The sequence below is a fragment of the Marinobacter sp. MA genome, from assembly GCF_048298425.1.
Lineage (GTDB): Bacteria > Pseudomonadota > Gammaproteobacteria > Pseudomonadales > Oleiphilaceae > Marinobacter > Marinobacter salsuginis.
Genome location: NZ_CP103058.1, coordinates 2851809 through 2874002 on the forward strand (window position 1 = coordinate 2851809; position 22194 = coordinate 2874002).

At 53.4% G+C, this 22194-nt stretch carries 18 protein-coding genes; 5 read left to right on the forward strand and 13 right to left on the reverse strand.

All coding sequences use genetic code 11. The features are described 5' to 3' along the window. Positions 1–28: 28 nt before the first annotated feature. Together NUW46_RS13210 and NUW46_RS13215 are read right to left on the reverse strand one after the other, a co-directional pair. On the reverse strand, positions 29–463 hold the full coding sequence (locus tag NUW46_RS13210; RefSeq protein ID WP_418140297.1) for a flagellar protein FlaG: 435 nt from the start codon (positions 461–463) through the stop codon (positions 29–31). A 68-nt stretch (positions 464–531) separates the two neighbouring features. After that, positions 532–1962, reverse strand: a complete 1431-nt coding sequence (locus tag NUW46_RS13215) for a flagellin (RefSeq protein WP_418140298.1) — start codon at positions 1960–1962, stop codon at positions 532–534. Between the two features lie 381 nt (positions 1963–2343). Between NUW46_RS13215 and NUW46_RS13220 the strand changes: the two genes are divergently transcribed. From NUW46_RS13220 to NUW46_RS13230, 3 genes are all read left to right on the forward strand, one after another. Next, complete coding sequence (locus NUW46_RS13220; protein ID WP_418140299.1) at positions 2344–3861, forward strand: flagellin; 1518 nt, start codon at positions 2344–2346, stop codon at positions 3859–3861. 62 nt (positions 3862–3923) lie between these two features. Then, on the forward strand, positions 3924–5786 hold the full coding sequence (locus NUW46_RS13225) for a hypothetical protein (protein ID WP_418140300.1): 1863 nt from the start codon (positions 3924–3926) through the stop codon (positions 5784–5786). Positions 5787–5928: 142 nt separating this feature from the next. Continuing rightward, entirely contained in the window at positions 5929–7929 is a 2001-nt protein-coding gene (locus tag NUW46_RS13230; RefSeq protein WP_418140301.1) for a hypothetical protein, read from the forward strand. Between the two features lie 57 nt (positions 7930–7986). Here NUW46_RS13230 and sbcB read toward each other — a convergent pair whose 3' ends face one another. After that, positions 7987–9432, reverse strand: coding sequence for an exodeoxyribonuclease I (sbcB, locus tag NUW46_RS13235; RefSeq protein WP_418140302.1), 1446 nt, complete (start codon positions 9430–9432; stop codon positions 7987–7989). Positions 9433–9480: 48 nt separating this feature from the next. Continuing rightward, on the reverse strand, positions 9481–10356 hold the full coding sequence (locus tag NUW46_RS13240) for a hypothetical protein (protein ID WP_418140303.1): 876 nt from the start codon (positions 10354–10356) through the stop codon (positions 9481–9483). 350 nt (positions 10357–10706) lie between these two features. Between NUW46_RS13240 and NUW46_RS13245 the strand changes: the two genes are divergently transcribed. Both NUW46_RS13245 and NUW46_RS13250 read left to right on the forward strand, forming a co-directional pair. Beyond that, complete coding sequence (locus NUW46_RS13245; protein ID WP_418140304.1) at positions 10707–11735, forward strand: response regulator; 1029 nt, start codon at positions 10707–10709, stop codon at positions 11733–11735. Positions 11736–11738: 3 nt separating this feature from the next. Beyond that, positions 11739–12692, forward strand: coding sequence for a diguanylate cyclase (locus NUW46_RS13250; RefSeq protein ID WP_418140305.1), 954 nt, complete (start codon positions 11739–11741; stop codon positions 12690–12692). A gap of 37 nt (positions 12693–12729) precedes the next feature. Here the strand turns inward: NUW46_RS13250 and NUW46_RS13255 are convergent, their stop codons facing one another. The 9 genes from NUW46_RS13255 to neuC form a co-directional block, all read right to left on the reverse strand. Continuing rightward, positions 12730–13098: a histone-like nucleoid-structuring protein, MvaT/MvaU family gene (locus NUW46_RS13255; RefSeq protein ID WP_069183136.1), complete on the reverse strand. Its 369-nt coding sequence runs from the start codon at positions 13096–13098 to the stop codon at positions 12730–12732. A 143-nt stretch (positions 13099–13241) separates the two neighbouring features. Continuing rightward, positions 13242–14633, reverse strand: a complete 1392-nt coding sequence (locus tag NUW46_RS13260) for an MBL fold metallo-hydrolase RNA specificity domain-containing protein (protein ID WP_418140306.1) — start codon at positions 14631–14633, stop codon at positions 13242–13244. Positions 14634–14676: 43 nt separating this feature from the next. Next, positions 14677–15930 (reverse strand): UDP-N-acetyl-D-mannosamine dehydrogenase, encoded by a 1254-nt coding sequence (gene wecC, locus NUW46_RS13265; RefSeq protein WP_418140307.1) that lies wholly within the window; start codon positions 15928–15930, stop codon positions 14677–14679. A 13-nt stretch (positions 15931–15943) separates the two neighbouring features. After that, positions 15944–17077, reverse strand: coding sequence for a non-hydrolyzing UDP-N-acetylglucosamine 2-epimerase (gene wecB, locus NUW46_RS13270; protein ID WP_418140308.1), 1134 nt, complete (start codon positions 17075–17077; stop codon positions 15944–15946). Positions 17078–17519: 442 nt separating this feature from the next. Continuing rightward, positions 17520–18206 (reverse strand): acylneuraminate cytidylyltransferase family protein, encoded by a 687-nt coding sequence (locus NUW46_RS13275; protein WP_418140309.1) that lies wholly within the window; start codon positions 18204–18206, stop codon positions 17520–17522. Beyond that, entirely contained in the window at positions 18203–19270 is a 1068-nt protein-coding gene (locus NUW46_RS13280; protein ID WP_418140310.1) for a nucleotidyltransferase family protein, read from the reverse strand. Before NUW46_RS13280 ends, NUW46_RS13275 begins: the two co-directional genes overlap by 4 nt. Before the next feature lie 45 nt (positions 19271–19315). After that, positions 19316–19936 (reverse strand): acetyltransferase, encoded by a 621-nt coding sequence (locus NUW46_RS13285; protein WP_418140311.1) that lies wholly within the window; start codon positions 19934–19936, stop codon positions 19316–19318. Then, positions 19933–20997: an N-acetylneuraminate synthase gene (gene neuB / locus NUW46_RS13290; protein ID WP_418140312.1), complete on the reverse strand. Its 1065-nt coding sequence runs from the start codon at positions 20995–20997 to the stop codon at positions 19933–19935. The genes NUW46_RS13285 and neuB overlap by 4 nt, the downstream gene beginning before the upstream one ends. Next, complete coding sequence (gene neuC / locus NUW46_RS13295) at positions 20997–22175, reverse strand: UDP-N-acetylglucosamine 2-epimerase (RefSeq protein WP_418140313.1); 1179 nt, start codon at positions 22173–22175, stop codon at positions 20997–20999. Before neuC ends, neuB begins: the two co-directional genes overlap by 1 nt. Positions 22176–22194: the final 19 nt, after the last annotated feature.

Here is a 22194-nt window from a genome sequence, read left to right on the forward strand (position 1 = left end):
GTTCCATCAACGCAAAAGCGGCAAGGCTTTACACTTTGATGTTAAACAATGTCAGCGGCTCATCCTGCTGCAAGTTCTCTGCCAACCTCAATGCCACTTCGTCCGGAATCTGGCGAATAACTTTCTGGGTCTGTTGATCCACAACCTTCACAATGGTCTGCCCTAGATCGTTATCCACCTCAAACTGCAGATCCCGCTGCACATTCTGAACAAAATCGTTCAGCTGACTGACCGCCTCATCCAGCTCTTCTCTCTGCGCTTCATTTCGCACCTGTAGCTTTTCAGCCTTGGACACTTCTGAAGCAACTTGAGAGCTCTGAGCACGGCTTGCAGCGGACGACGAAACAGCAAGGTCGGAGGCATTCCTGCCTTCGGCCTGAGATGACGAAATTGCCCGAGCCGGAGATTGCTCACTGGAGCGAACCAGCTTCAGATCCGGGCTGTTCAGGTTAACGTCATTCATAGCTCACCTCGCTATCCTATACGGCGTAAAGCCGGAACCCAAAGGTTCCGGCCGTTACCGCTAGCCCCTTACTGCAGGAGGGACAGAACCTGCTGCGGACGGGCGTTAGCCTGCGCCAGTACAGAGATGCCAGCCTGCTGCAGGACCTGGGCCTTGGACAGCTTGGCAGTTTCTGCTGCGAAGTCTGCGTCCAGGATACGGCTCTGGGCTGCAGAGAGGTTCTCGGAGGTAGTCGCAATCGCTTCAATGGTAGAGGTGAAGCGGTTTTGAATGGCACCGAGATCGGCCCGCTGGCTGTTGATAGAGGTCAGCGCTGCATCAATCGTTTCAATCGCGCTATTAGCACCATCAGCTGTTGTTATATCAATTGCAGCAACACTCTGGAGACTGCCGCTAGCGCCAGCCGTATCGTCAATGAAGCTGGCATCGTCGGAGGTAATGTTGAACACTGAGCTGGAGCTGAAGTCGACTTCGCCCGCAACCCGGGTGCTATCATCAGCTACCAAAGCTTCAGCCGTATCATCGCCTGATGTAACAGTAACGTTACCGTTTACTGAGTTCAAAACGATATCGTCGCCCGCGTCGCTTCTCAGCAGGACATTGCCATCATCGTCGAGCCGTGCCGTGATACCAGTGGTTGCTGTGGCATCGTTTACAGCGGAAACCAGAGTACTGTAATCACTTCCGTCTATCGTGGCAGAAATGGTCACAGCAGAATCGTTTTCACCCTGCAAACCAAACGAAATCGTGCCGCCAGCGTCGTCCAGGATTCCGGAGAGAGTCGCTTCGGTAAACGCATCAGCAGAAACACCAGTATCAGAAGATACAGCATTCACCGCAGAAGCAACATCTGCCGCGGTAGCATTTGCACCGTACGCGACCACTTCAGTCGCGCCGTTGCCCGAAATAGTCAGGTTCCCGGCTGCAACACCATTATCATCGGTAGCCACAGCACCACTGGTTACTGTCTGGTTTCCTGCTGCAGTGCCGTTGGAAGTATCCGCAGTGTAGTTGCCAACATCAGTCGCCCTGGCGCTGCCAAGAGTAACGTTGATGGTCTGATTGGCGTTTGCACCAACCTGAAACTGTGCGTTTGTGAAATCGCCATTAAGAAGAGTGCGACCGTTGAAATTGGTAGTGTCCGCAACACGATTCAATTCTGCTTGAAGCTGGGTAACTTCAGCCTGCAATGATTTCCTGTCAGAAGCTGAGTTAGTGTCGTTCGCAGACTGAACGGCCAGTTCACGAATACGTTGTAGAAGGTCGCCAGCCTGCCCGAGTGCACCCTCAGCTGTTTGCGCCAGCGAGATACCGTCGTTGGCATTTCGCTGAGCCACGTTCAAACCACGAATTTGCGCGTCAAACCGGGATGAGATCGCCAGACCTGCCGCATCGTCCTTTGCGGAATTGATCCGCAGGCCAGAAGACAAGCGCTCCAAGGCCTGATCGGACAGAGACTGCGACTTGTTCAGGTTATTCTGGGCAGACAGAGATGCCACGTTAGTGTTAATTCCGAGAGCCATATTGCTTCCCCTTTTCGACATTAGTCGTCTTTGCATGGAAAAGGTCTGGCGCTCTTTCTGGTTGATGGAAGCGCCGCCCTGTACCCGATTTAACGGCACCTTTTCGGCTACCTTTAGGGAAAGAGATAAATTCTTTGTAAATTAATGTAAAAGCGGCAAATTGATGCCATAACACCGGCACCAGGCCACCCCCTGCCCCCCCGGGGATGAAAAAACCCCTTATAACCAACTGTTTTTAAACTTTTTTTAAACATTGGCACAGCATTCGCTGATCATCCCGCAAACGAGCAATCTTTGCCGGTACTTGATGACTTTAAAACAATCAAGCGTCGGCATCTCTGAGCTGGGAGAAACGCCATGCCACAAATTATCAATACAAACATCGCTTCACTTAACGCCCAAAGAAACCTCAACGCGTCGCAGAGAGACGCAGACACAGCGCTTCAAAGACTATCGTCAGGGTTGAGAATCAACTCGGCAAAAGACGATGCGGCAGGGCTTGCGATCTCCGAGAGATTCACTTCCCAGATTCGCGGCCTGAACCAGGCGCAGCGGAATGCCAACGACGGTATTTCTCTCGCTCAGGTTGCTGAGGGTGCTCTGGATGAATCAGGACAGGTTCTCCAAAGGATCCGCGAACTCGCAATCCAATCGGCAAACTCAACGAATTCTGCCTCTGACCGAGCGGCCCTTCAATCCGAGGTGAATCAGCTGAAGCAAGAATTGCAGCGTATTGCTGAAACCACAGAGTTCAACGGTCTCAAACTTCTTGACGGTTCTTTTCAGGCGCAGAGCTTTCAAGTAGGCGCAAACGAGAACCAAACCATCTCCGTCTCGGTGACCGGCGCAACGAATCAAGATCTTGGAAACTATGAGATCAAGGAATCAAGTTCGGTTGACAATGTCGGATCAGGGTCCCCTTCCACGGCCGAATCCAATCTGACCGTGGCTCAGGCCAATCATCCCGTAGGGGCTCAGAATCTCACAGTAGCCAGCGCTCTTGGCCAGGAAACATTTGAAATTGACGCCGGATCGAGCGCCCGGACTATCGCAGCAGAGGTAAACGAGCGATCTGAAAGCACCGGTGTCTCGGCAACCGCCAGGACTACCGCAGAAATCTCAACCGATGCGGCTGGAACAATCTCCTTCGATCTGGTGAGCCCAAATGGGGAATCATCACGGATTACTGCCACGGTTTCTGATCCTGACGATCTGAGCGAACTTGCTTCAGTCATCAACAGGGCAGCCGGACAGACCGGCATTAATGCAGAAGTTGACGAAGGCACTATCAAACTGACCCAGGATGGTGGCGATGACATTCAGATCGACAATTTCACGCACAGTGGGCCTGGCAACCTTACGGTCTCGGGGGCTGATGGGAGCGGTGCTTCTACTGACCTGATTGGGGATGATGCTACTCAGGACTCACTGGTGGTAACAGGTGTAGTAGACTTTTCTTCATCAGATGCATACACCGTATCTTCGGATGCTGAAAACGACGCTACCGAGAAGTCCATTTTCAACGTCTCTGCCGACACGCCTGTTGGCTCTGAGAAACTCACCGTTGCTACAATAGACATCAGTACCGTTGATGGAGCCGGCGCCGCAATATCTGTTGTCGATGGCGCGCTTGCTGTTGTCAATGGAATCAGAGCAGATCTGGGTGCAGTTCAGTCAAGGTTCGAGTCTACCATTGCCAACCTGAGTACTACCTCGGAGAACCTCAGTGCAGCAAGATCCCGGATTCAAGATGCCGACTTCGCTGCTGAAACCGCCGAGCTGGCACGGACTCAGGTGCTTCAGCAGGCGGGCCTTTCGATACTCGCTCAGGCTAATGCCCGTCCTCAACAGGTGTTGCAGCTCCTGCAGGGCTAGAATAGGCTTTGAGATTGGCGCGAAAGCGCCAATCTCATCCATCGGCAGTTGAAGGAAAACCAGTGTCCATTCCGTCGCTCGAAAAGAAACTCTTCACAAATCAGTTAGACGCGTTTAAAGAGGAACTGTTTTCTCTTCTGGATGACATCGAAAAGGGTAAGGTAGTACTCGGCGGAGAGCGACTGCTATCGGATGGCAAGCACCATCGCGCATCGGGAATCTACCCAATGGCTTTGGGCCGATCTATGTTGGACAATCAGGCCTCAGCGCAGCGGTTGGCCCTCTGTATTACCGCCTTCCTCACATCACCGAACCTGACCCTCAGTCACCAGCAAATCCTCAAATTTATTCTCTACAAAACCCACCTGACTGATATTTTCTACCTGTCTGACTTTGGAAACCTTGACCACATTCTTCAGTATCGAGACCTCTGGAGTGAGACCAATGGATTCCAACTGAAGTCTGATTCTGACGTTTTTCTAATGCTAATCTGCTGGACATTGAACAGCAGAATCAAACCGCCATTTGACGTTTTGTTGCGACAGGTACCCCAGGAATGTTTCCACACCTTTGTGGCGGCATTTTATCAACTTGAGCAGATACAAACGCCCGAAGGGTTTGAGAACTTTGACCTGGCATTCAACTCCTTTCTGTCTCTACCAGACAACATTAATATCTCCGTCTGCACCGTCATGCTGGTCAATATCTGGATGGGCTGTTCTTACTGGGACACCCCGCGACGACACCAGATTAAAGCCAAGATCAATCGAATCATCTCTGCAAATTTCCCAAAAATGCCCGAGGTGCCATTCAAGAAAGCCCTCCCTCGAAAGCCAAGGGTCGCAGTTTTGGTCGAGCGCTACCGTTCGGAACACGCTATGTACCGGTGCTACCATGCCAGAATTGCCCCCCTTAAAGATGCTTTCGTGACGTGTCTTTTTTCTGTGTCTGGGGACGTGGATCCGACAAGCCAGTCGGACCTGCACTCATACGTGCAAGTCAGCAACAATCCGGCTGACCTAAAGAAGACCGCCAGGAAAATCATCGAGTTTCAACCTGACATCATTATCTACCCGTCCCTCGGAATGAACGTGTGGACGGTACTTCTGGCGAATTTTCGGCTGGCTCCGGTTCAAGTGATGGGGTACGGCCATCCGGCATCAGCCATGACAGACACCATTGATTTTGGCTTCTTGAGCGGAATGTTTGAAGGGCCGGATTATCAGCGCTGGTGCATAGAGAGGCTGATACCGTTTTATGGCGAGATTGGCCACACTACTCTGCACCCAGAACTTAATCCGCAGCTGCGAAGCCGGGCCCCCTCAGAATCTGACACAACAATCAGAATTGCGATCAACAGCTCACTCATGAAGATCAGTGACCGGGTGCTGCAAGTTTGCCGGATGTTGAGAGAGAACAGCACTAAATCCCTCGAGTTTCATTTTTTTCCTGCCCACAATAGGGGCTTCAAATTACTAGCATTTGAACGAAAGCTGATTCGCGCCCTCGGTGGGGGGATAACAGTCCATGAACCGCAGCCTTATTGCCAATATATGGAGCAATTAGCAGATTGCCATTTCGCAATTGGTACTTTCCCGTTTGGTGGCGCAAACACCAATATTGATTCGATTCTCCTCGAACAACCCAAAGTGTATCTTGAACCGCAAGATGATCTGGCAAGCTACACCGATTCAAATAACTTTAAGCGATACGATAGTCAGGCAGGTTTTGTCTGTGGTTCAGAGTTTGAACTTATCGGACAAGCAATCATATGGATTCATAACCATCGAGAATTTCACTCCGCCAAACAAAGAGTGAGCAAGATGCGCTCTACTTTCATGAATACAATAGCTCAGAATCCTAGCGATCAGCGCTCATATAGTTTTGTGAACAGTATTCAGAACATTATCGAGCTATCTAATTGATATAAAGAGAAATCCCACGGTCAAGCATTTTAAATGTCACTTGGCACACCTTTCGCATTGTTACCCTTAGAGCACTGCAAATTGTCAAAAAGCTGCAGACCTTTGCCGCTCCAAAATTGCGGCTGTATTCACGAGGTGTCCCATGCAAGCCAAGCATCAAGTACAGATAACACAATCCCAACAGGCCCAGGTTGCCCGCCTGCTTCTGCAGGCCAACCTTGCCTACGGGGAGTCCAATAGCAACGGCCTCAGCCATATCCAGCGGCTAAAGGCCCGGCAGGAATGTCGGGGCTATCTGAACGAGGCGCTGGCTCTGGAGCCGGAGCATGCCGGTGGGCTGGGGCTACTTGGTCGCGTGGAGATGGACGACGGGCAGCTTGAGAGGGCACACACCCTGTTCAATGCCAGCCTGAACCATCAGCCTGGCCAGGCGCAGCAGTATTGCAACCTGGGTTACTGGGCCCTGAAAACCGAGCGACCGGCCCTTGCAGAGCAGTATTTCCTGCAGGCCCTGGACTGCGACCGGCAATCTTCCGCCGCTTTCTGTGGTGTTGCCCATGCCAAGCGGCTGCAGGGGCAGTTCGATGTGGCCTATCTGCATTATCGTAAGCTTCTTGAAACCGGCGCCGAATGGGATTCCGTATACAGCGGCATGCTGAGCTGTGCCCAGCATCTGGAGGTGAACAAGGCCGATTCCGCCCTCGCCCACGATGCGATCGCCTTGCTCCAGCGGGATGGTTTGCCGCATCAGGAGCTGGGTCGGTTTGTCGGCGCGATTATCCATCAGCAGTATGATTTGGATAACCCCGATGCACAGATTTTCCTGGATGCCGCCAGCGACGATGAGCTGCTGATCCTGGCTCTACAGAAAACCCTGATGCCAAATCCGGCGGTGGAAGAACTGGTAACTATGCTGCGCCGGGCGATCATTGCCGAAGCTGCACAAACTGTTGAACTTCGGGACGAACTCCAGCGCCTGACTCTGGCCATCGCTCAGTACGCCGACAGAACCGGCTACGCCCTTTCCGCCGAGGACGATGAGGAACGACTGGTCTCTGCCATCAACGACAGCATCCAGGCCCAGTTTGCCCTTGGCGAGGAGCAGGGCGGACTCATCGGCTCGCTGATGATCAGCGCGATGTACGGCGCCCTCTTTCACCAGCCGTTCGCCGTGCAACTTGGCCAGTGGAACCTGGTGGACTGGCCCCTGGCATTGCAGCCGGTCATGGCCGCCAGCTATTACAACCGGGCCGAAGAAGAAGGCATCAAGCAGAACTTCGATGAGAAGGCCGAAGAGCTCTGTCTGGAGAAGACCGATGTTCCCCAGGCATGGCCGTCCTGGTCGCAGTTGGCCTATCGTACAGAAAGCAGCCTGAAAACACTGATGGCCACGGAACTGGGGCTGGACACGGAAAATCTCCCGACCACCCTTCGGATCATGGTTTGCGGTGCGCAGTCCGGTCAGCGGGCGATGGAACTGGCGGGCTATCTGGACGATGTAGAAGTGATCGCCGTGGACGAATCGTTAGCCAATATCGCCAAGGCCACGCGTATGGCGAACGAGATGGGTATGGACAACATCGTGTTCTGGCCCTGGTCTATTGCCCAACGTTTCGTGGCGGACGGCCACCAGGTGCACTGGATTGAAGTCGGTCGCCTGCCCTCGCCGGCCATGACCAGCCTGTCTCTGGCGGCCCTGGTCAACGAAGCCACCGGCTCCGGCGCGGTGGTGCACATGCATACCGCCATTGCCGAGCAAACATCGGGTGACAAACAGATCCGCAAACTGGTTGCCGAACATAAGCTTCAACCCAGCCGTCAGACACTGCGCCAGCTCCGCCGGATGGTGCTTTCCAATAGGAACGATGCCGCCTGGCAGGAATTGATCTCCGACGCCGATTTCTACAGCCTCGGCGGCTGCCGGGACCGATGGTTCCGGCCACAGGACACAGCCCAGCTGAAAGAGCTGATGGCTATGGCGAGCAACGAGGTGGAATGGAAACTCGTGAAAGCACGGGATGTGGATGGCCACAGCCTGGCAACCGGGCCGGTTCAGCAGCAGATTCAGGCGGAGGCACTGGGCAGTGAGGTGCAAAGCCTGATGGGGCAGAATTTAAGCGTTTATTTTGTAAAGCGGCGGTGAGCGTTAACCCGAGGTCAGATGAGATTGTCATCTGACCTCGCCACCGCATGCCAGTGCTCAAATATACGGAATCAAAGACTCCCCATACAAATGCAAATCTTCCAGAATATGTCGCCGTTGCGGCGTCAATTCAGAGTCCGCCGCCAGGCGCTGTAATTCCTGGGCGTACGCCTCTAGAGACCGCCACCCTTTCTTCGGGTGCATCAATCTCTGGCTACGGAACTCCTCCCATCGCTCCAACTCCTCACCCATCAGGCTGCCCGGATAGTTCCGAGCCCGATAGCGAAACAGCAGCTCCTGCAGGCGATTGTCTTCGAACGTCACATCCAGCTCGCCAAGCGTCTCGACCGGCTGCTCCAACACCCAGTTCAGCTTCTCTCGATCAGCTTTGCTGATGAAGCCACCTGCATAGAGCTGCTCATCCGGGTCTGTCAGATCGCTTTCGTGGGGCTGGTCGAAGGCCTCGGCAATCCTGGCTGGCAGATCCGGCGCCTTGCGCAGCATGGCAAGATTGGCCCGCAGGGTATCCCCATCAAGTGCCAATTCTTCGAGGCGCTCCGGCGAAAGGGTGGAAAGCATGTTCGCCGGCGCCAGCACCGGGCATTTGTTCAGCTGCACCCCTTTCAGTGGAAAGCGGCTCACGCCCTCCCCCAATTCTGCCTGGGAAGTAAACACCCGCTCACGAATCTGAGCAGCGCTGGCATTGATCAACTCGGTGGGGTCTTCCCTCAAGTCGTAAACAATCACCAGGTTCTTATTGGTGGGATGCTCGGCCACCGGAGCCACCATGGCGCAGCATCCCCGGCTGGCGGGGTACTTGGCGGATATATGGAAAACCGGCTTCATGGTGGCGGTATCCAGCATGGCCCGAGCCGAGTGTTTGTCCTTGTTCTGCAAAACAAAATCAAAGAGCTTTGGCTGCTTCTCCTTGATCAGTTTGGCCACTGCAATGGTTGCCTCCACATCCGACATGGCATCGTGGGCCGCCTCGTGTGCGATTCCGTTGGCAACCGTTAGCTCCTCCAGTTTGAAACTGGGGCTTCCATCCTCTTTGCGGGGCCAGTTGATGCCTTCGGGCCGGAGGGCGTAGGTGAGGCGCACCATATCAATAATGTCCCAGCGGGAATTGCCATTCTGCCACTCGCGGGCATAGGGATCCCGAAGGTTGCGGTAGAGGGTGTGGCGGGTCACTTCATCATCAAAGCGCAGGCTGTTGTAGCCCACCACACAGGTGCCTGGCTGGCTGAATGCCTCGTTGATCTGCGCGATAAACTCGGCTTCTGGAAAGCCGTCTTCCAGTGCTTTCTGGGGCGTAATGCCGGTAATGAGGCAGGCTTCCGGCGATGGCAGGTAGTCGTCCGCTGGCTTACAGTAAATCACCAGCGGGTCTTCGATGATATTGAGATCCGCATCCGTTCGCACGCCGGCAAACTGGGAAGGCCTGTCGTGAACCGGGTCTACCCCGAAAGTTTCGTAATCGTGCCAGTAAAACGAGCGGATCAAGGGATTAGGCTCCTGCCGAATGAATTTGCACTGGCAGGAGTTTAGCATTTAAAACAATCGGGTACCCATATCGTCCCGATGGGTCTGCAGCCGGTCCACACCCTGGGTGATCAATTGGCTCATATCCACTTTCATGCTTGTGGGCAGATTAATAAACACGCCCTTTCCAGCATTGATCACGGTGGCGCCATCCGGGCTCTGCCAGTCCACCCCTTCGCGCTGGAAACCAATGAAGAAGTCGCTGGTGAAATCAGTTACCCCATCGACGCCCTCTTCTCCAACATACAGCGACTGCAGGTGAGTTAATGGTGCACAGTTAGTGCCAGAGGCACAGTCCGCGGTTCCATCGTCAATGCCTATATGACTGGCCCGGTATTGGGTGGCCTGAGTGTTCCCATCAAACAGGGTCGCGTCGAATTCCTGCCCGGAGCCATCCACCAGTTTCAGGCCAATATCGCCACTGAAACTGCTGGTAAGCGAGGAAACCGACCCTCTCGCCTGCCCGAAACCCATACGAAAACCAGAGAGCTTGCCCTCTGCGGGATCTTCCGCAAGCTCGATATAAGGCTTGAACGCCTCGAAATGAACGGTGTCTCCGGCACTGTAGGTGCGGCCGTTAAACTGCTCACCGTCATTACGGGCAATATGCCCGAGCGCCACATGCTGGGCAGCGAAGTCCACGCCGCCATCAATGTCGCCGGCTTGCACGTCATCCACGTTCATCCGGGTTTCCACATCCATGGTCAGCGTCATACGCGTGAACGAATGGGTATCCCCAGGAATGTTCTCGATCTGCATAAAAGCCTGCCCGGTCACCTCACCCATTGTTTCCTCTGAAATGGGCTTCAGCTCAGCCTGGGCAACGGGCGCAATACCCAGGCAGAACAAGGTGACGGCAGCGTATCCATACGCTCGCTGTCTCATATTTTGCGTCTCTGAATTAGTTATTTAGAGTCAGTTTCCGACGCCCGACTCCTCTGCAGCCCGGTTTATTTTTGGTTTTCCGGTGCTCACAGGCGGCAGGGATTTACATTATTTTTTTTTGCCGCAAACACACTATAACCAAGGCAGATCGGCCAATAGAGTGAGCAGAGTCACAATCACCATTTACAATTCAGTAATACTCAACCAACTTTGAATACAGTCACAAAACCTTTGCCTTAAAATACTTACAACACCTTACCGATTGTTACGCATGCTGTAGCAAACGTGTACATAACAAAGACTACTGGTATACTTTCGCACCTTATGAGCAACCCCCTACGGCCCCATCAATGACCACCCGCATTCTGATCTGCGACGACTCTGCCCTGGCCAGAAAGCAAATGGCCCGAGCCCTGCCAGAAGAATTGCGCGGGGACGTCAGTTTCGCGAAAGACGGTGTAGAAGCACTGGAGAAGCTGCGGAGACACGAGGCCGAGCTGATGTTCCTGGATCTGAACATGCCGGAGATGGACGGCTACCAGGTGCTGGAACAGGTTCGCAAGGAAGATCTGCCGGTGATGACCATCGTGGTTTCCGGCGATATTCAGCCTGAAGCCCGGGAACGGGTCAAAAAACTCGGCGCTCTCGACTTCATCAAGAAGCCCACCGAAACGTGCATCGTGCTCGACCTGTTGGTGGAATACGGGGTGTACCGCCCCGGAGAACTCGAAGACACAGCGCTGCAGGACACTAGCCTCAAGAACACAGGCGGCGCCACTCCGGAAATCTCCGTTTCTCTGAACGACTACCTGCAGGAAATCTCCAACGTCGCCATGGGTCGGTCCTCAGATCTGCTGGCCCGCCTGCTACGGGTTTTCGTGAAACAACCGATACCCAAGGTCGCGTTCCTGGCCAACTCCGAACTGCACATGGCCATTTCCTCGGTCAGCGACAGCGACACCTATTCTGCGGTGTGCCAGGGATTCACCGGGGCCGGCATCGCCGGAGAGGCTCTTCTGCTGTTTGCAGATGCCAGCTTCCGGGAAATGGCAGAGATGCTTCACTACGACACCCTCGAAGGCGAGGCGGTCAACGTGGAGGTGCTGATGGACATGTCCAGCATACTCTTCGGCGCCTTCCTCAAGGGCATCGGCGACCAGCTGGACCTGAAACTCGGCCTTGGCCACCCCACCGTGCTTGGCCAGCATCGGCAGATCACCGAATTGCTCGAACACCACAGCGCCCGTGAAGAACAGTTGCTGTGCATCGAAATCTGCTACGCCCTGGAAGACCGGGACATCGAATGCGACATGCTGATCCTGCTTACCGAGGATTCAGTGCCTTTTCTCGAAGATCGCCTGCAATATCTGGTGGACTGACTCATGGCCATAGAAGAATCTGAAGCCAACTCCTTTCACTGGCTGATGGACATGCTGGAATCCGTGGAGGTGGGCCTTGTGGTGCTCGACCTGGATTTCCGGGTGGAAGTCTGGAACGGCTTCATGGAGAACCACAGCGGCATCACAGCGAGCAAGATCCAGGGCCAGGTGTTGTTCGACGTATTCCCGGATATTCCAAAGGCCTGGTTGACCCGTAAGGTGGACGCCGTCGCCTTGCTCAACACCAAAGCGTTCACCTCATGGGAGCAGCGCCCTTACTTGTTCCAGTTCCGCAATACCCGGCCGATCACCGGCACGGAAGAGTACATGTTCCAGAACCTCACCATCAGCCCGCTCTCCGGCACCAACGGGGAAGTCGAGAAGGTTTGCCTGATGGTGTACGACGTTACCGACATCGCCAGCAGCAAAATGGCCCTGGAAAGGGCCAACGAGCAGCTGGCCAAACTGAGCATGACAGATCGCCTCACAGGCCTGCTCAACCGGGGCACCTGGGAAAACCTGGTGGACGCGGAGTTCGAACGCTTCCGCCGCTATGGCCACACCACCAGCCTGGTGATGTTTGATATCGACCATTTCAAGCCAGTGAACGATACCCACGGCCACCTGGCCGGGGACGAAGTAATCAAACACACCGCCAGGATCACACGCAATGCCATCCGCCAGTCCGACAGCGCCGGCCGCTACGGCGGTGAGGAATTCGGCATCATCCTGCCGGAAACCGATGCCGAGGGCGCAAGAATCATCTGCGAGCGGATACGGGAAAGCATTGAACAGAGCGTGGTGGAAACCAGCGCGGCACCCATACGCTATACCATCAGCATCGGCATTGCTCAGTTAACGGACGAGCCTGAGAACTATATGCAGTGGATGCAGAAGGCAGACGAGGCGTTGTACGCGGCAAAGGAAGGTGGTCGAAACCGGGTAGTAGTGGGTTAATAGCCCCTCTCCATGCAAGGAGAAGGGCCAACTGACATCAGTCCTGCTGCCAGCTCTGCACAGCTTCCTTACCATGCTTCTGACGCCATTCATTCAGCGTCTTGTGGTTGCCACCGCGGGTTTTGACCACTTCACCGGTGTGCGGGTTCTTGTAAGTCTTCATCGGGCGCTTCGGGCGGCTGCCAGAAGTTGAATCAGATTTGCCGCCTGACACGGAAGGATCGATTGCAGAAAGAATCTGAAGTACATCCTTCGGTGACTTGTCATACTCCTTCATCAAGGCGCGAACCTTGTTTTCAAACTCCAGTTCACCTTTCAGAGCCTGGTCTTTTTCAAGCTGTTCCAGCTCTGCAGCAAGCTTTTCCATAAGCTGTTTTTTCTGGTAATAGTCGTTAATCTTTGCCATGGAGTTAAAACCTTATTCAAATAGGGGTTTTAAAAAACTTAAATGGAGTCGACTAAAAGTCCCGAAAATAATAAATCAATCAATCGGGTACCGCAAAGTTTATTTATTTAAGAGTTATTAATTCCGAGAACTCTTAAATTGGTTCAACTGCCAAGTGGAATCAAAACCTCGGAGGATAAAAGTCTATCCAGCTCTTTTTTAAATGCCTGTTTAGCGTCTTCGTCCCCGTGAACAATACGAATTTCTTGCGGGGCTTGGGAAATACCCTGAATAAATCGAAGTAAATCCGATTGCCCCGCATGAGCGGAATACCCACTTACCTGATGAATCCGGGCCCGAATATCGTATCGGTTTCCATCAAACTGAACCCAGCCCCCTTTAGGGCCATAGTTCAAGATATCACGCCCGGGAGTGCCCGCGGCCTGATATCCCACAAACAACACATCATTTCGCTTATCGCCCAACATTGCTTTGAGATAATTGACGATGCGGCCGCCGGCACACATCCCGGAGCCGGCCAAAACCACACAGGGGCGATGAGACCGCGCCAAATAATCCACAGCATTCAGATGTTCTTCATGGGAACCAATCACCGTCAGTTGTTCAAACGACAACGGGTGCCGCCCTTGCTTAACCAACTCAGTGGCCTCGGCATCCCAATAGGGTTTCAAATCCCGATATATCCGGGTGAACTCTGCGGCCAACGGTGAATCCACCACTATTTCCAGATTATTCCAAAGCTCTCCGCCAAACTCATGAATCAGACTTTCAATCTCAAAAAGCAGCTCCTGCGTCCGGCCAATACTGAACGCAGGCACCAAAACCGTCCCACCATCTTCAAGGGCATGCTCCAATACTCCCTTCAACCGGTAACGGCGCGTTTCCCGGCCCTCGTGATCCTTATCCCCATAAGTACTCTCAATCACCAGCCGATCCGCCCGTTCCGGCGATTGCGGGGCTGGTAACAATGGCGCTTGAGGCGCGCCGAGATCTCCACTGAACACAATCCGCTCTGCGGCATCCCCCACTCGAGCATCGCACTCAACATAGGCCGAACCCAGAATATGCCCAGCTCTCTGAAGCCGAACAGACAGCGAGCAATCATTCTCAGCAAACACCGAATACCACTGGCCATAAGGCACCGGCACCAGGCGGGAACGAATCAGCCCCAGAACCCGCTCAATCAATTGCCGGTCACGGGTAAACCCGATCTTCAGGGCATCTTCCAGAATCTCCGGCAGCATAATCGCCGAGGGTTCGGAACAAATGATGGGGCCGTCGAACCCCGCCGCCAGCAAATAGGGAATGCGCCCCACATGGTCGATATGCACATGGGTGACCACTAAAGCCCGGATGTGTTCGATGGGAAAATCAATGGAGAGATCGGAGGCGGAAGCGCCGCGGCCTTCGTCCTGGCCCTGGAACAGGCCGCAGTCGATGAGAATGCCGCTTTTTTGAGATCCCTGAGCCAGGGACAGTTCATGGCACGAGCCGGTTACGCCGGAGGTGGCGCCGTGATGGGAAATATTGATCATTCTGACATCCTTGTCGGGTTTGGCTTCCAAGCCGGTAACGGATTTACCAGGTACCTCTGGTATCCACAATAATGCCCCGTTGCGGCCTCACCCGTTTGAACTCCGCGTGATCAACCAAGAGAACGTGTATATCCGCCTCTTTCAGGGCGTGATCGACGGTGACCAGCTTTTCACTGGCCAGCCAATCAGGAAGCCTCCGTATATTTGGCTCCACCAATTGAACAGGGCCGCCATGCTCAGCGAGCAAAGCCCGGGCAATGTTCAAGGCCGGGCTTTCACGCAGATCATCAATATCGGCTTTAAAAGCCAGGCCGTAACAAGCCACGGTTACATCACGGATGCTCTTGTCCGGATTGTCACGCAGATAATCAGCAACCGAAGCTTTGACCTGGTCGATCACCCATCGCGGCTTGTCATCATTTACGTGACGGGCTGTCGTAATCAGGCGGCTCTCTTCAGGCGCGCTACTGACGATAAACCAGGGATCCACTGCGATGCAGTGCCCGCCAACACCCGGACCGGGCTGCAGAATATTGACCCGGGGATGTCGATTGGCCAGCCGAATCAGTTCCCACACGTTAATGTCCAACGCACCACAGATCACGGATAGCTCATTTGCGAAAGCAATATTGACATCGCGGAAGCTGTTTTCAGTGAGCTTGCACAACTCAGCGGTGCGCGCAGTGGTGAGCACGCACTCGCCTTTAAGAAACACTTTATAAAGATCGGCAGCTGCTGCGGCACACCGGGTTGTCATGCCACCAATCACCCGATCATTCTGCACCAGCTCACGCAAAATCTGGCCAGGCAAGACACGCTCAGGGCAATGGGCCACGCGAATGTCGGAACTCTCACCGACTTGTTGGGGGAACGTAAGGTCTGGCCTTTCCTCTGCAAGCCAGGCGGCAACCTGTTCAGTGGTGCCAACAGGGGACGTCGACTCCAGAATGACCAAGTCCCCTTTTTTGAGAGCTGGCGCAATCTTTCTGCTCGCGGCTTCGACATAAGTGAGATCCGGGTCGTGACGATCGCCCTTGAAGGGCGTCGGCACTGCAATGAGAAACGCGTCCGCCGGCTCCGCCTCAGAAGTAGCTCGCAGGTATCCCTGCATTACTGCCGCATTGACGACCATGTCAAGGTCGGGCTCAACAATGTGAACCTCGCCCCGGTTTATTGAGTCCACCACCTCCTTGTTCACATCCAGACCAAAAACCTTGAACTTTCGGGACGCAAACACGGCCGCCGTAGGCAGGCCTATATACCCAAGCCCTACAACGCAAATCGTACCAACAGCCATATCCTTAACCTCTCTACCATTCCCTGTGTGACAGGACTTCAACAATGCGATCACAGGCTTTGCCATCCCCGTACGGGTTATGGGCAAACGCCATTTCCTTGTACGCCGCCTCGTCAGTTAGCAGGCGCTCAACCTCACTTACGATCAAATCGACATCAGTCCCCACCAGGCGAACCGTGCCGGCATCTACCGCCTCAGGGCGCTCTGTGGTTTCACGCATCACCAGAACCGGCTTGCCAAGAGAGGGCGCCTCTTCCTGTATACCGCCTGAATCGGTCAGAATTATGTGAGACCTATTCATTAAATAAACAAACGGTAAATAGTCCAGGGGCTCTATCAGCCGAATGTTATCAATGCCCCCAAGCAACCGCCGCACAGGCTCCTGAACATTAGGATTCAAATGAACCGGATACAGGATCTGGCAGTCCGGGTACCGTTTCGCCACTCTCGCAAGTGCCTGGCAAATTCGCTCGAACCCTCCGCCGAAGCTTTCTCGTCGATGGCCAGTAACCAGAATAAGCTTCTTATTGCTGTCCAGAAAATCGAAGCGCTCTTCAAACCCCGAACGCAACTGGTGATCAGCATCCACGCGCGCAACCACTGTCAGGAGCGCATCGATGACCGTGTTTCCGGTAACCTCTATATGGGATGGTGGAACACCTTCCCGTGCGAGGTTTTCAGCCGATTTAGGCGTGGGCGCGAAATGGAGGCGTGTGAGAACGCCTGTCAGCTTACGGTTCGCCTCCTCCGGCCATGGCGAATAGAGGTTGCCCGTGCGCAATCCCGCCTCCACATGTGCTACCGGAATCTGTTGATAATAGGCAGCAAGTGAAGCCGCGAAAGTAGTGGCCGTGTCACCGTGAACCAGCACAATGTCCGGACGCGCCCTGGAGAGAACGTCTCGCATACCTACCAGAATACCCGTCAGCACATCGGTAAGGTCCTGCCCGGGCTTCATGATATTCAAATCAAAATCCGGACAAATGCCAAAGAGTTCCAGCACCTGGTCTAGCATCTCCCGGTGTTGGCCGGTTACACAAACGCCCGCATCAAAGCGGGCGTCAGAAGCTAATCTAAGTACAAGCGGAGCCATTTTGATGGCTTCAGGGCGGGTGCCAAATACGCAGAGGGTTTTGATCTTTTCCATAATCGAGCAATTTAGTCCATTTACGGAACGTATCTAACAGGCATTTCAACGATCTTTCCATGAAACAACCAATTAAAAAATACTCACGCCTTCATCTTACTATGAAACGCGAGAGGGCGATAATTTGTTATAGTCTTTTTAGAATTCTTCTCGCGTTTTAGAAATTTTCTCCCGGTTACTTCTTTATCAATACTACACCAAGGCTGCAGTTTCTTGCTCTTTGGTTGATACATCAAAATAAGCTTCCCAGATCATAGAGACAGCATACATGTTGGAGGCCGCCGACTTTGTCGCTCCCCTTCCTGACTAAGGAGCGTATTAGAGGCCTGAGCCACACGCCTCCGAGCTGAAATTGTAGAATGTAATCAAGATCATGCTTACCCAACCCTGTTGGATAAAAGAGCAAAGGCACTCATTACTCCACCACCAAATCCTTAGGGCACTAATAACACATCAAAGCCTCTGCAATCAGGAAATCCATCTCCGTATCAATATCCACTGAATGCCAGCCGCTCATTATGCAAGCTCGAGAATTAACATCGCTGTCGTAGAGCTTTTCAAGGCTCATTGCCAGTTCTCTACTGCAATAAAAGATGGCACCATTTAGCCGATAATAAACGTCCTGATCCTGTGAACGCACATTATTTTCGGACTTCACAAATCCTTGGAGACTACCGGAAGGCCCCAATTTGCCACATAGCTGAAATGGGTGTTCCATCTCGCAAACAGACACAACGGCATCCACCCCATCAGCCACCAATAATCTGTCTGCTTTCAGGATATCTTCAGCAGTGCGTAACGGGGACGTAGGCTGGAGAAGGCAGACAAACTGGACCGATTGACCTTTCAGCCGCTCGTATTTGTCAATGAAATCACGAAGCGCATCTGCAGTAGTTGCTGTGTCCGTCGCCAACTCCGGCGAACGCAAAAACGGGACCTCTGCGCCACATCGTCTTGCAGTCTCAGCAATTTCCTCACTATCCGTGCTCACAAATACATGGTCAAAAATGCCGCTATCAACGGCCGCATCTATAGTCCATTGAATAAGCGGCTTACCGGCGAGCTCCTTTATATTCTTCCCCGGCAAACGTTTACTGCCTCCCCGGGCAGGAATTACTGCAATTTTCATTCCAGGAGACCAACTTCACGCTGTGCACGCTTAAAGTCATCCATTTTCCCAATATCCAGCCAGTACTCGTGAACAGGGAACATCGAAACCTTCTTCCCTTTTGCCATATTGTTTTCGAGTAACGTTGGCATATCAATTCGTTTTCCTTTTTCTACAGACGCCACCAGTTCCGGTGCGACAACGTATATACCAGCGTTAATGAAACATTTCTGAACCGGTTTTTCATCCATACTCTGTATATAGGTGCCATCAGTTTGCACAACACCATAAGGAATCTGATGTTCGTACTGACGCACACACATAGTCGCAATACTTTCATGGCTGTTATGAAAATCGAGTAGCTCACGGTAGTTCACAGTCGTCAGCAGGTCCCCGTTCATCATGAGGACTGGCAAATCAATTTCCTCAGCAGGCAGCAAACCCAGAGCTCCCCCGGTGCCCAAAGGATCTTCCTCATGAACGTATTGGATGGATACGCCCCACTGAGAGCCATCACCAAAGTGCTCGCGAATCATTTCAGGCAGATAGTGCGTGGAAATGAAAAAGCGATAAAAGCCTGAGGCCACCAAACTCTCCAGAATCAATTCCAGGATAGGCTTATCGCCCACTTTAAGGAGAGGTTTCGGGCACTCATTCGTGAGGGGACGCAGCCGCGTGCCGAAGCCGCCGGCCATCAAAAAGACAGGATTATCGACCGTGCGACGCTCCATAAGACCATGGAGGGTTTCAAGCCCAACGATCTTCGATTCACTATCCACCACTGGGATCTGCAATAGCTCTAGATCCTCCATGACGGTCAAGATTCGCTCTTTGCTCCATGCACTGCCCGCCGTGTGCGGCGTTTTACACATGACATCGCGCACCTCACAGTTGAGGGGCAGATGCTTGAGCAGCGCCCGGCGTATGTCGCCGTCCGTTAGCGTTCCCAGAAGGTGTTTCTCGGCGTCAACCACCAATGCGATTCGAAGGCCACCACGATCCAACACCTCAATCGCCATTTCCAAAGGCATGTCAGGGCTTACCAGAATGTTCTGCCACTTCTTCAATGAACGTTGGGCTTCCATTTATGACTCCGGAATTGCCTGATCAATTATCAAACCCATGGACTACTACACCATATCTTTGCAAACCAGTGATCCGGCCTTAACGAAACTGTTTGCACGAACATTAATCCCCTGGATGATCGTAGCCCCGGCGCCAACGAACGTGTCGTCACCAATGATTGCATCCCCGCATACCGTCACCCCCGGAGCAATGTGTACTGAGGCTCCAATTCGGGAATCATGGTCCACAGAACTCAAAGTATTAATAATTGTGTTAGAGCCCACAAAAGCCCCGGCCTGCACGATAGCGCCTGCCATAATTTGCACGCCATCGTTCAGCGTAGCAGTTGGAGAAACCCAAGCCGACGGATGGACCAACGACACAAATAAAAAGCCGGCCTCTGAAAAACGTTCGAAGAGATCTGAGCGGGTGGTGCTACCCGGCATCTGGCCAACACCGTTCAGCAATAAGACATCTTCCGGTGACACAGAGAGCAAAAAATCATCGTCGCCCAACACCTTGAGGCCTTGCCATTCTTCCTTGCCGTCCCTCGCCAGAAAGGGATCGCATACACCCTCAATGTTTGCACCGAGGGCAAGAGCAAGATCAGTAACAACCTTCGCGTGGCCGCCTGCGCCCATCAAAACGCAGGTTTTTCCGCGCAGATCTCCCGATTTACTGATCACTCTGGCACCTCGCCCGCTTCATAATCCCGGGCTGCAGTTGAACCAATCAGATCCCAAATACCCATTGGAGAGATGCCCCGTCCGCAACGGGCCGTCGTCAAAGCCTCTTGGGTAATCACCTCCCCCTTTTTAACTGGTCGAGAAAAAAGAATCTGTTGCCTGGCAGCCTGCCTAGTGTCCCACTCACTCGGTTGAGGACGTTTACCTCCATTACCCATGGCCTCCTCTAGATCACGGATCTGGCGAATCATTGTTGCAAGTTCGTCAGGCTCGAGAGAGGCCCTGTGATCCGGGCCAGGCAAATTGCGGTCGAGAGTGAAATGCTTTTCGATAACAACAGCTCCCCGCGCCACGGCTGCAACGGGCACAGCAATGCCCTGCGTGTGATCCGAGTAGCCAACTGGCAAACCGAACGCGCCCACCAGTGTATCCATCGCCTTCAGGTTCACCTCGCGCATTGGCGTGGGATACTGCGAAGTGCAGTGTAATAAAGTCACCTTTTGCTCTATTGCATTGCGCGCATCGGCGGTACTCCAAAACCGCCAGACCTCCTCCAGCGAATTCGGGGCTTGATCTCGGCAATAACCGAACGCGACGACAGCCAAAGCCTGTTCAATCTCCGCCAGCGTAGACATCCCGGTCGAGATGATCAGCTCCTTACCCGTTCTGGCGAATTCGAGCAGCAAAGGACCATTGGTAATCTCCCCCGACGGAACTTTGTAAAAGGGCAGATCCAGGGACTGCAAAAAGCCCAGACTCTGTGTATCGAAGGCTGTCGAAATAAACACGATACCCAGCGAATCCGCATAGCTCTGGAGCTCCCCATGCCAGGACTCCGGCAACTCCAATCGTTTAAGCATCTCCAACTGGGATTCAAGGGCATCCGTGGTCTGGCGCTGGTAACTCGCCTTGGGTGCGCTCATGGCCGCCAACCGATCGGCATTAAACGTCTGGAATTTCACCGCATCTGCACCAGCCTCTGCGGCAACTCTCACGAGATCGAAAGCCATCTCGCGGTCACCATTGTGGTTCACACCCGCCTCTGCAATAACCCTGACCATTAATCCCCCCCTTTTCGGCAATCGGCAAGATCGTAAAACACCTTGGCGCCTGGTCGGGTCGTTTGCATCAGCACTTCCATAATCCTGCGACTGGTATCGCCATCTCCGTAAGGGTTTGCGGCTGACCGAGCCAAGTCCTCGGCTTCGGCCGTTACCGCCCACTCGATGCCCGATGTTATGTCATCAACGCTCGTCCCCACCTGAAGGACAGAATCCGCAGAAAGCCTGCCTTTTTGCCGAACTCCAACATTCACGGCGGGTGTTTTGAGGGAAGGCACCTCAATAATACCGCTTGAGGAGTTACCTATAACTGCAACGCTGTCTTCCACTGCGCTCAGATAACGGGCCAAACCGAGCGAAGGCACTGCCCAGGCCTTGCCTGAATGGTTAGCGACATACCTCTCAATCATCCCGATAAGCTTATCGCCACCGTTATCTGAATTAGGGTAGGTGAACAAAACTTGATGCTCTGAAAACTTCGAGATCGCTTCCAGAAGATTTCCGAAAGTTTCCTCAGGATCCTCATCAGCAGCGGTAACGGGATGGTAGGTAACCAGAAAAAATGGCTGGGAAAGATTCAAACCCAATTGCTGATTGATAGTTTCCAGCGAGATCCCAGGTACATTACGAATGTTCTCGAGCCCAAGCGCGCCAACGTTCCAAACAAAGTCCGGTTGCTCCCCGAGCTGAATCACGCGCCGCCGGTATTCCTCAGAGGCGACGAAGTGCAAATGGGACAGTTTGGTGATCGCATGCCGGATTGAATCATCGTAAGCGCCTTCTGTTACTTCACCACCATGCAAATGGGCAATGGGAATTCGCATGACAGCTGCGACCTGGGCTACCGCAAGGGCCTCGTAACGATCACCCAGAATCACCAAAAAATCCGGTCGAAGCCGATCAAGTGCGTCGGCGAAACCAAGAGTTCCAACACCCATGGATTTCGCGACGCCACAAGGCGTATCGGATGCCAGTAGCATTTCCACTTTGGCATCAATTGAAAAGCCATCCTCTTCGATAGTGCGCCAGGTCTCTCCAAACCGGGGCGAAAGGTGCATGCCGCTCACGATGAGCTGAAGCTCAAAGTCCGGAGAATCCTTGAGCTTTAACATGAGCGGGTGCAACAGACCATACTCCGCCCTGGTGCCGGTAAACACCGCGACCTTTTTCGACATCATCCAAAGCTCGCCTTACCAA

Bases quoted from the DNA above. Each gene is read 5' to 3' on its own strand.
- NUW46_RS13260 (WP_418140306.1), bottom strand. From the start codon at position 14,633: ATGATCAATATTTCCCATCACGGCGCCACCTCCGGCGTAACCGGCTCG.
- NUW46_RS13245 (WP_418140304.1), top strand. From the start codon at position 10,707: ATGACCACCCGCATTCTGATCTGCGACGACTCTGCCCTGGCCAGAAAG.
- NUW46_RS13280 (WP_418140310.1), bottom strand. From the start codon at position 19,270: ATGGAAGCCCAACGTTCATTGAAGAAGTGGCAGAACATTCTGGTAAGC.
- NUW46_RS13230 (WP_418140301.1), top strand. From the start codon at position 5,929: ATGCAAGCCAAGCATCAAGTACAGATAACACAATCCCAACAGGCCCAG.
- NUW46_RS13210 (WP_418140297.1), bottom strand. From the start codon at position 463: ATGAATGACGTTAACCTGAACAGCCCGGATCTGAAGCTGGTTCGCTCC.
- neuB (WP_418140312.1), bottom strand. From the start codon at position 20,997: ATGGTCAGGGTTATTGCAGAGGCGGGTGTGAACCACAATGGTGACCGC.
- NUW46_RS13275 (WP_418140309.1), bottom strand. From the start codon at position 18,206: ATGAAAATTGCAGTAATTCCTGCCCGGGGAGGCAGTAAACGTTTGCCG.
- NUW46_RS13255 (WP_069183136.1), bottom strand. From the start codon at position 13,098: ATGGCAAAGATTAACGACTATTACCAGAAAAAACAGCTTATGGAAAAG.
- NUW46_RS13240 (WP_418140303.1), bottom strand. From the start codon at position 10,356: ATGAGACAGCGAGCGTATGGATACGCTGCCGTCACCTTGTTCTGCCTG.
- NUW46_RS13220 (WP_418140299.1), top strand. From the start codon at position 2,344: ATGCCACAAATTATCAATACAAACATCGCTTCACTTAACGCCCAAAGA.
- wecB (WP_418140308.1), bottom strand. From the start codon at position 17,077: ATGGAAAAGATCAAAACCCTCTGCGTATTTGGCACCCGCCCTGAAGCC.
- neuC (WP_418140313.1), bottom strand. From the start codon at position 22,175: ATGATGTCGAAAAAGGTCGCGGTGTTTACCGGCACCAGGGCGGAGTAT.
- NUW46_RS13250 (WP_418140305.1), top strand. From the start codon at position 11,739: ATGGCCATAGAAGAATCTGAAGCCAACTCCTTTCACTGGCTGATGGAC.
- wecC (WP_418140307.1), bottom strand. From the start codon at position 15,930: ATGGCTGTTGGTACGATTTGCGTTGTAGGGCTTGGGTATATAGGCCTG.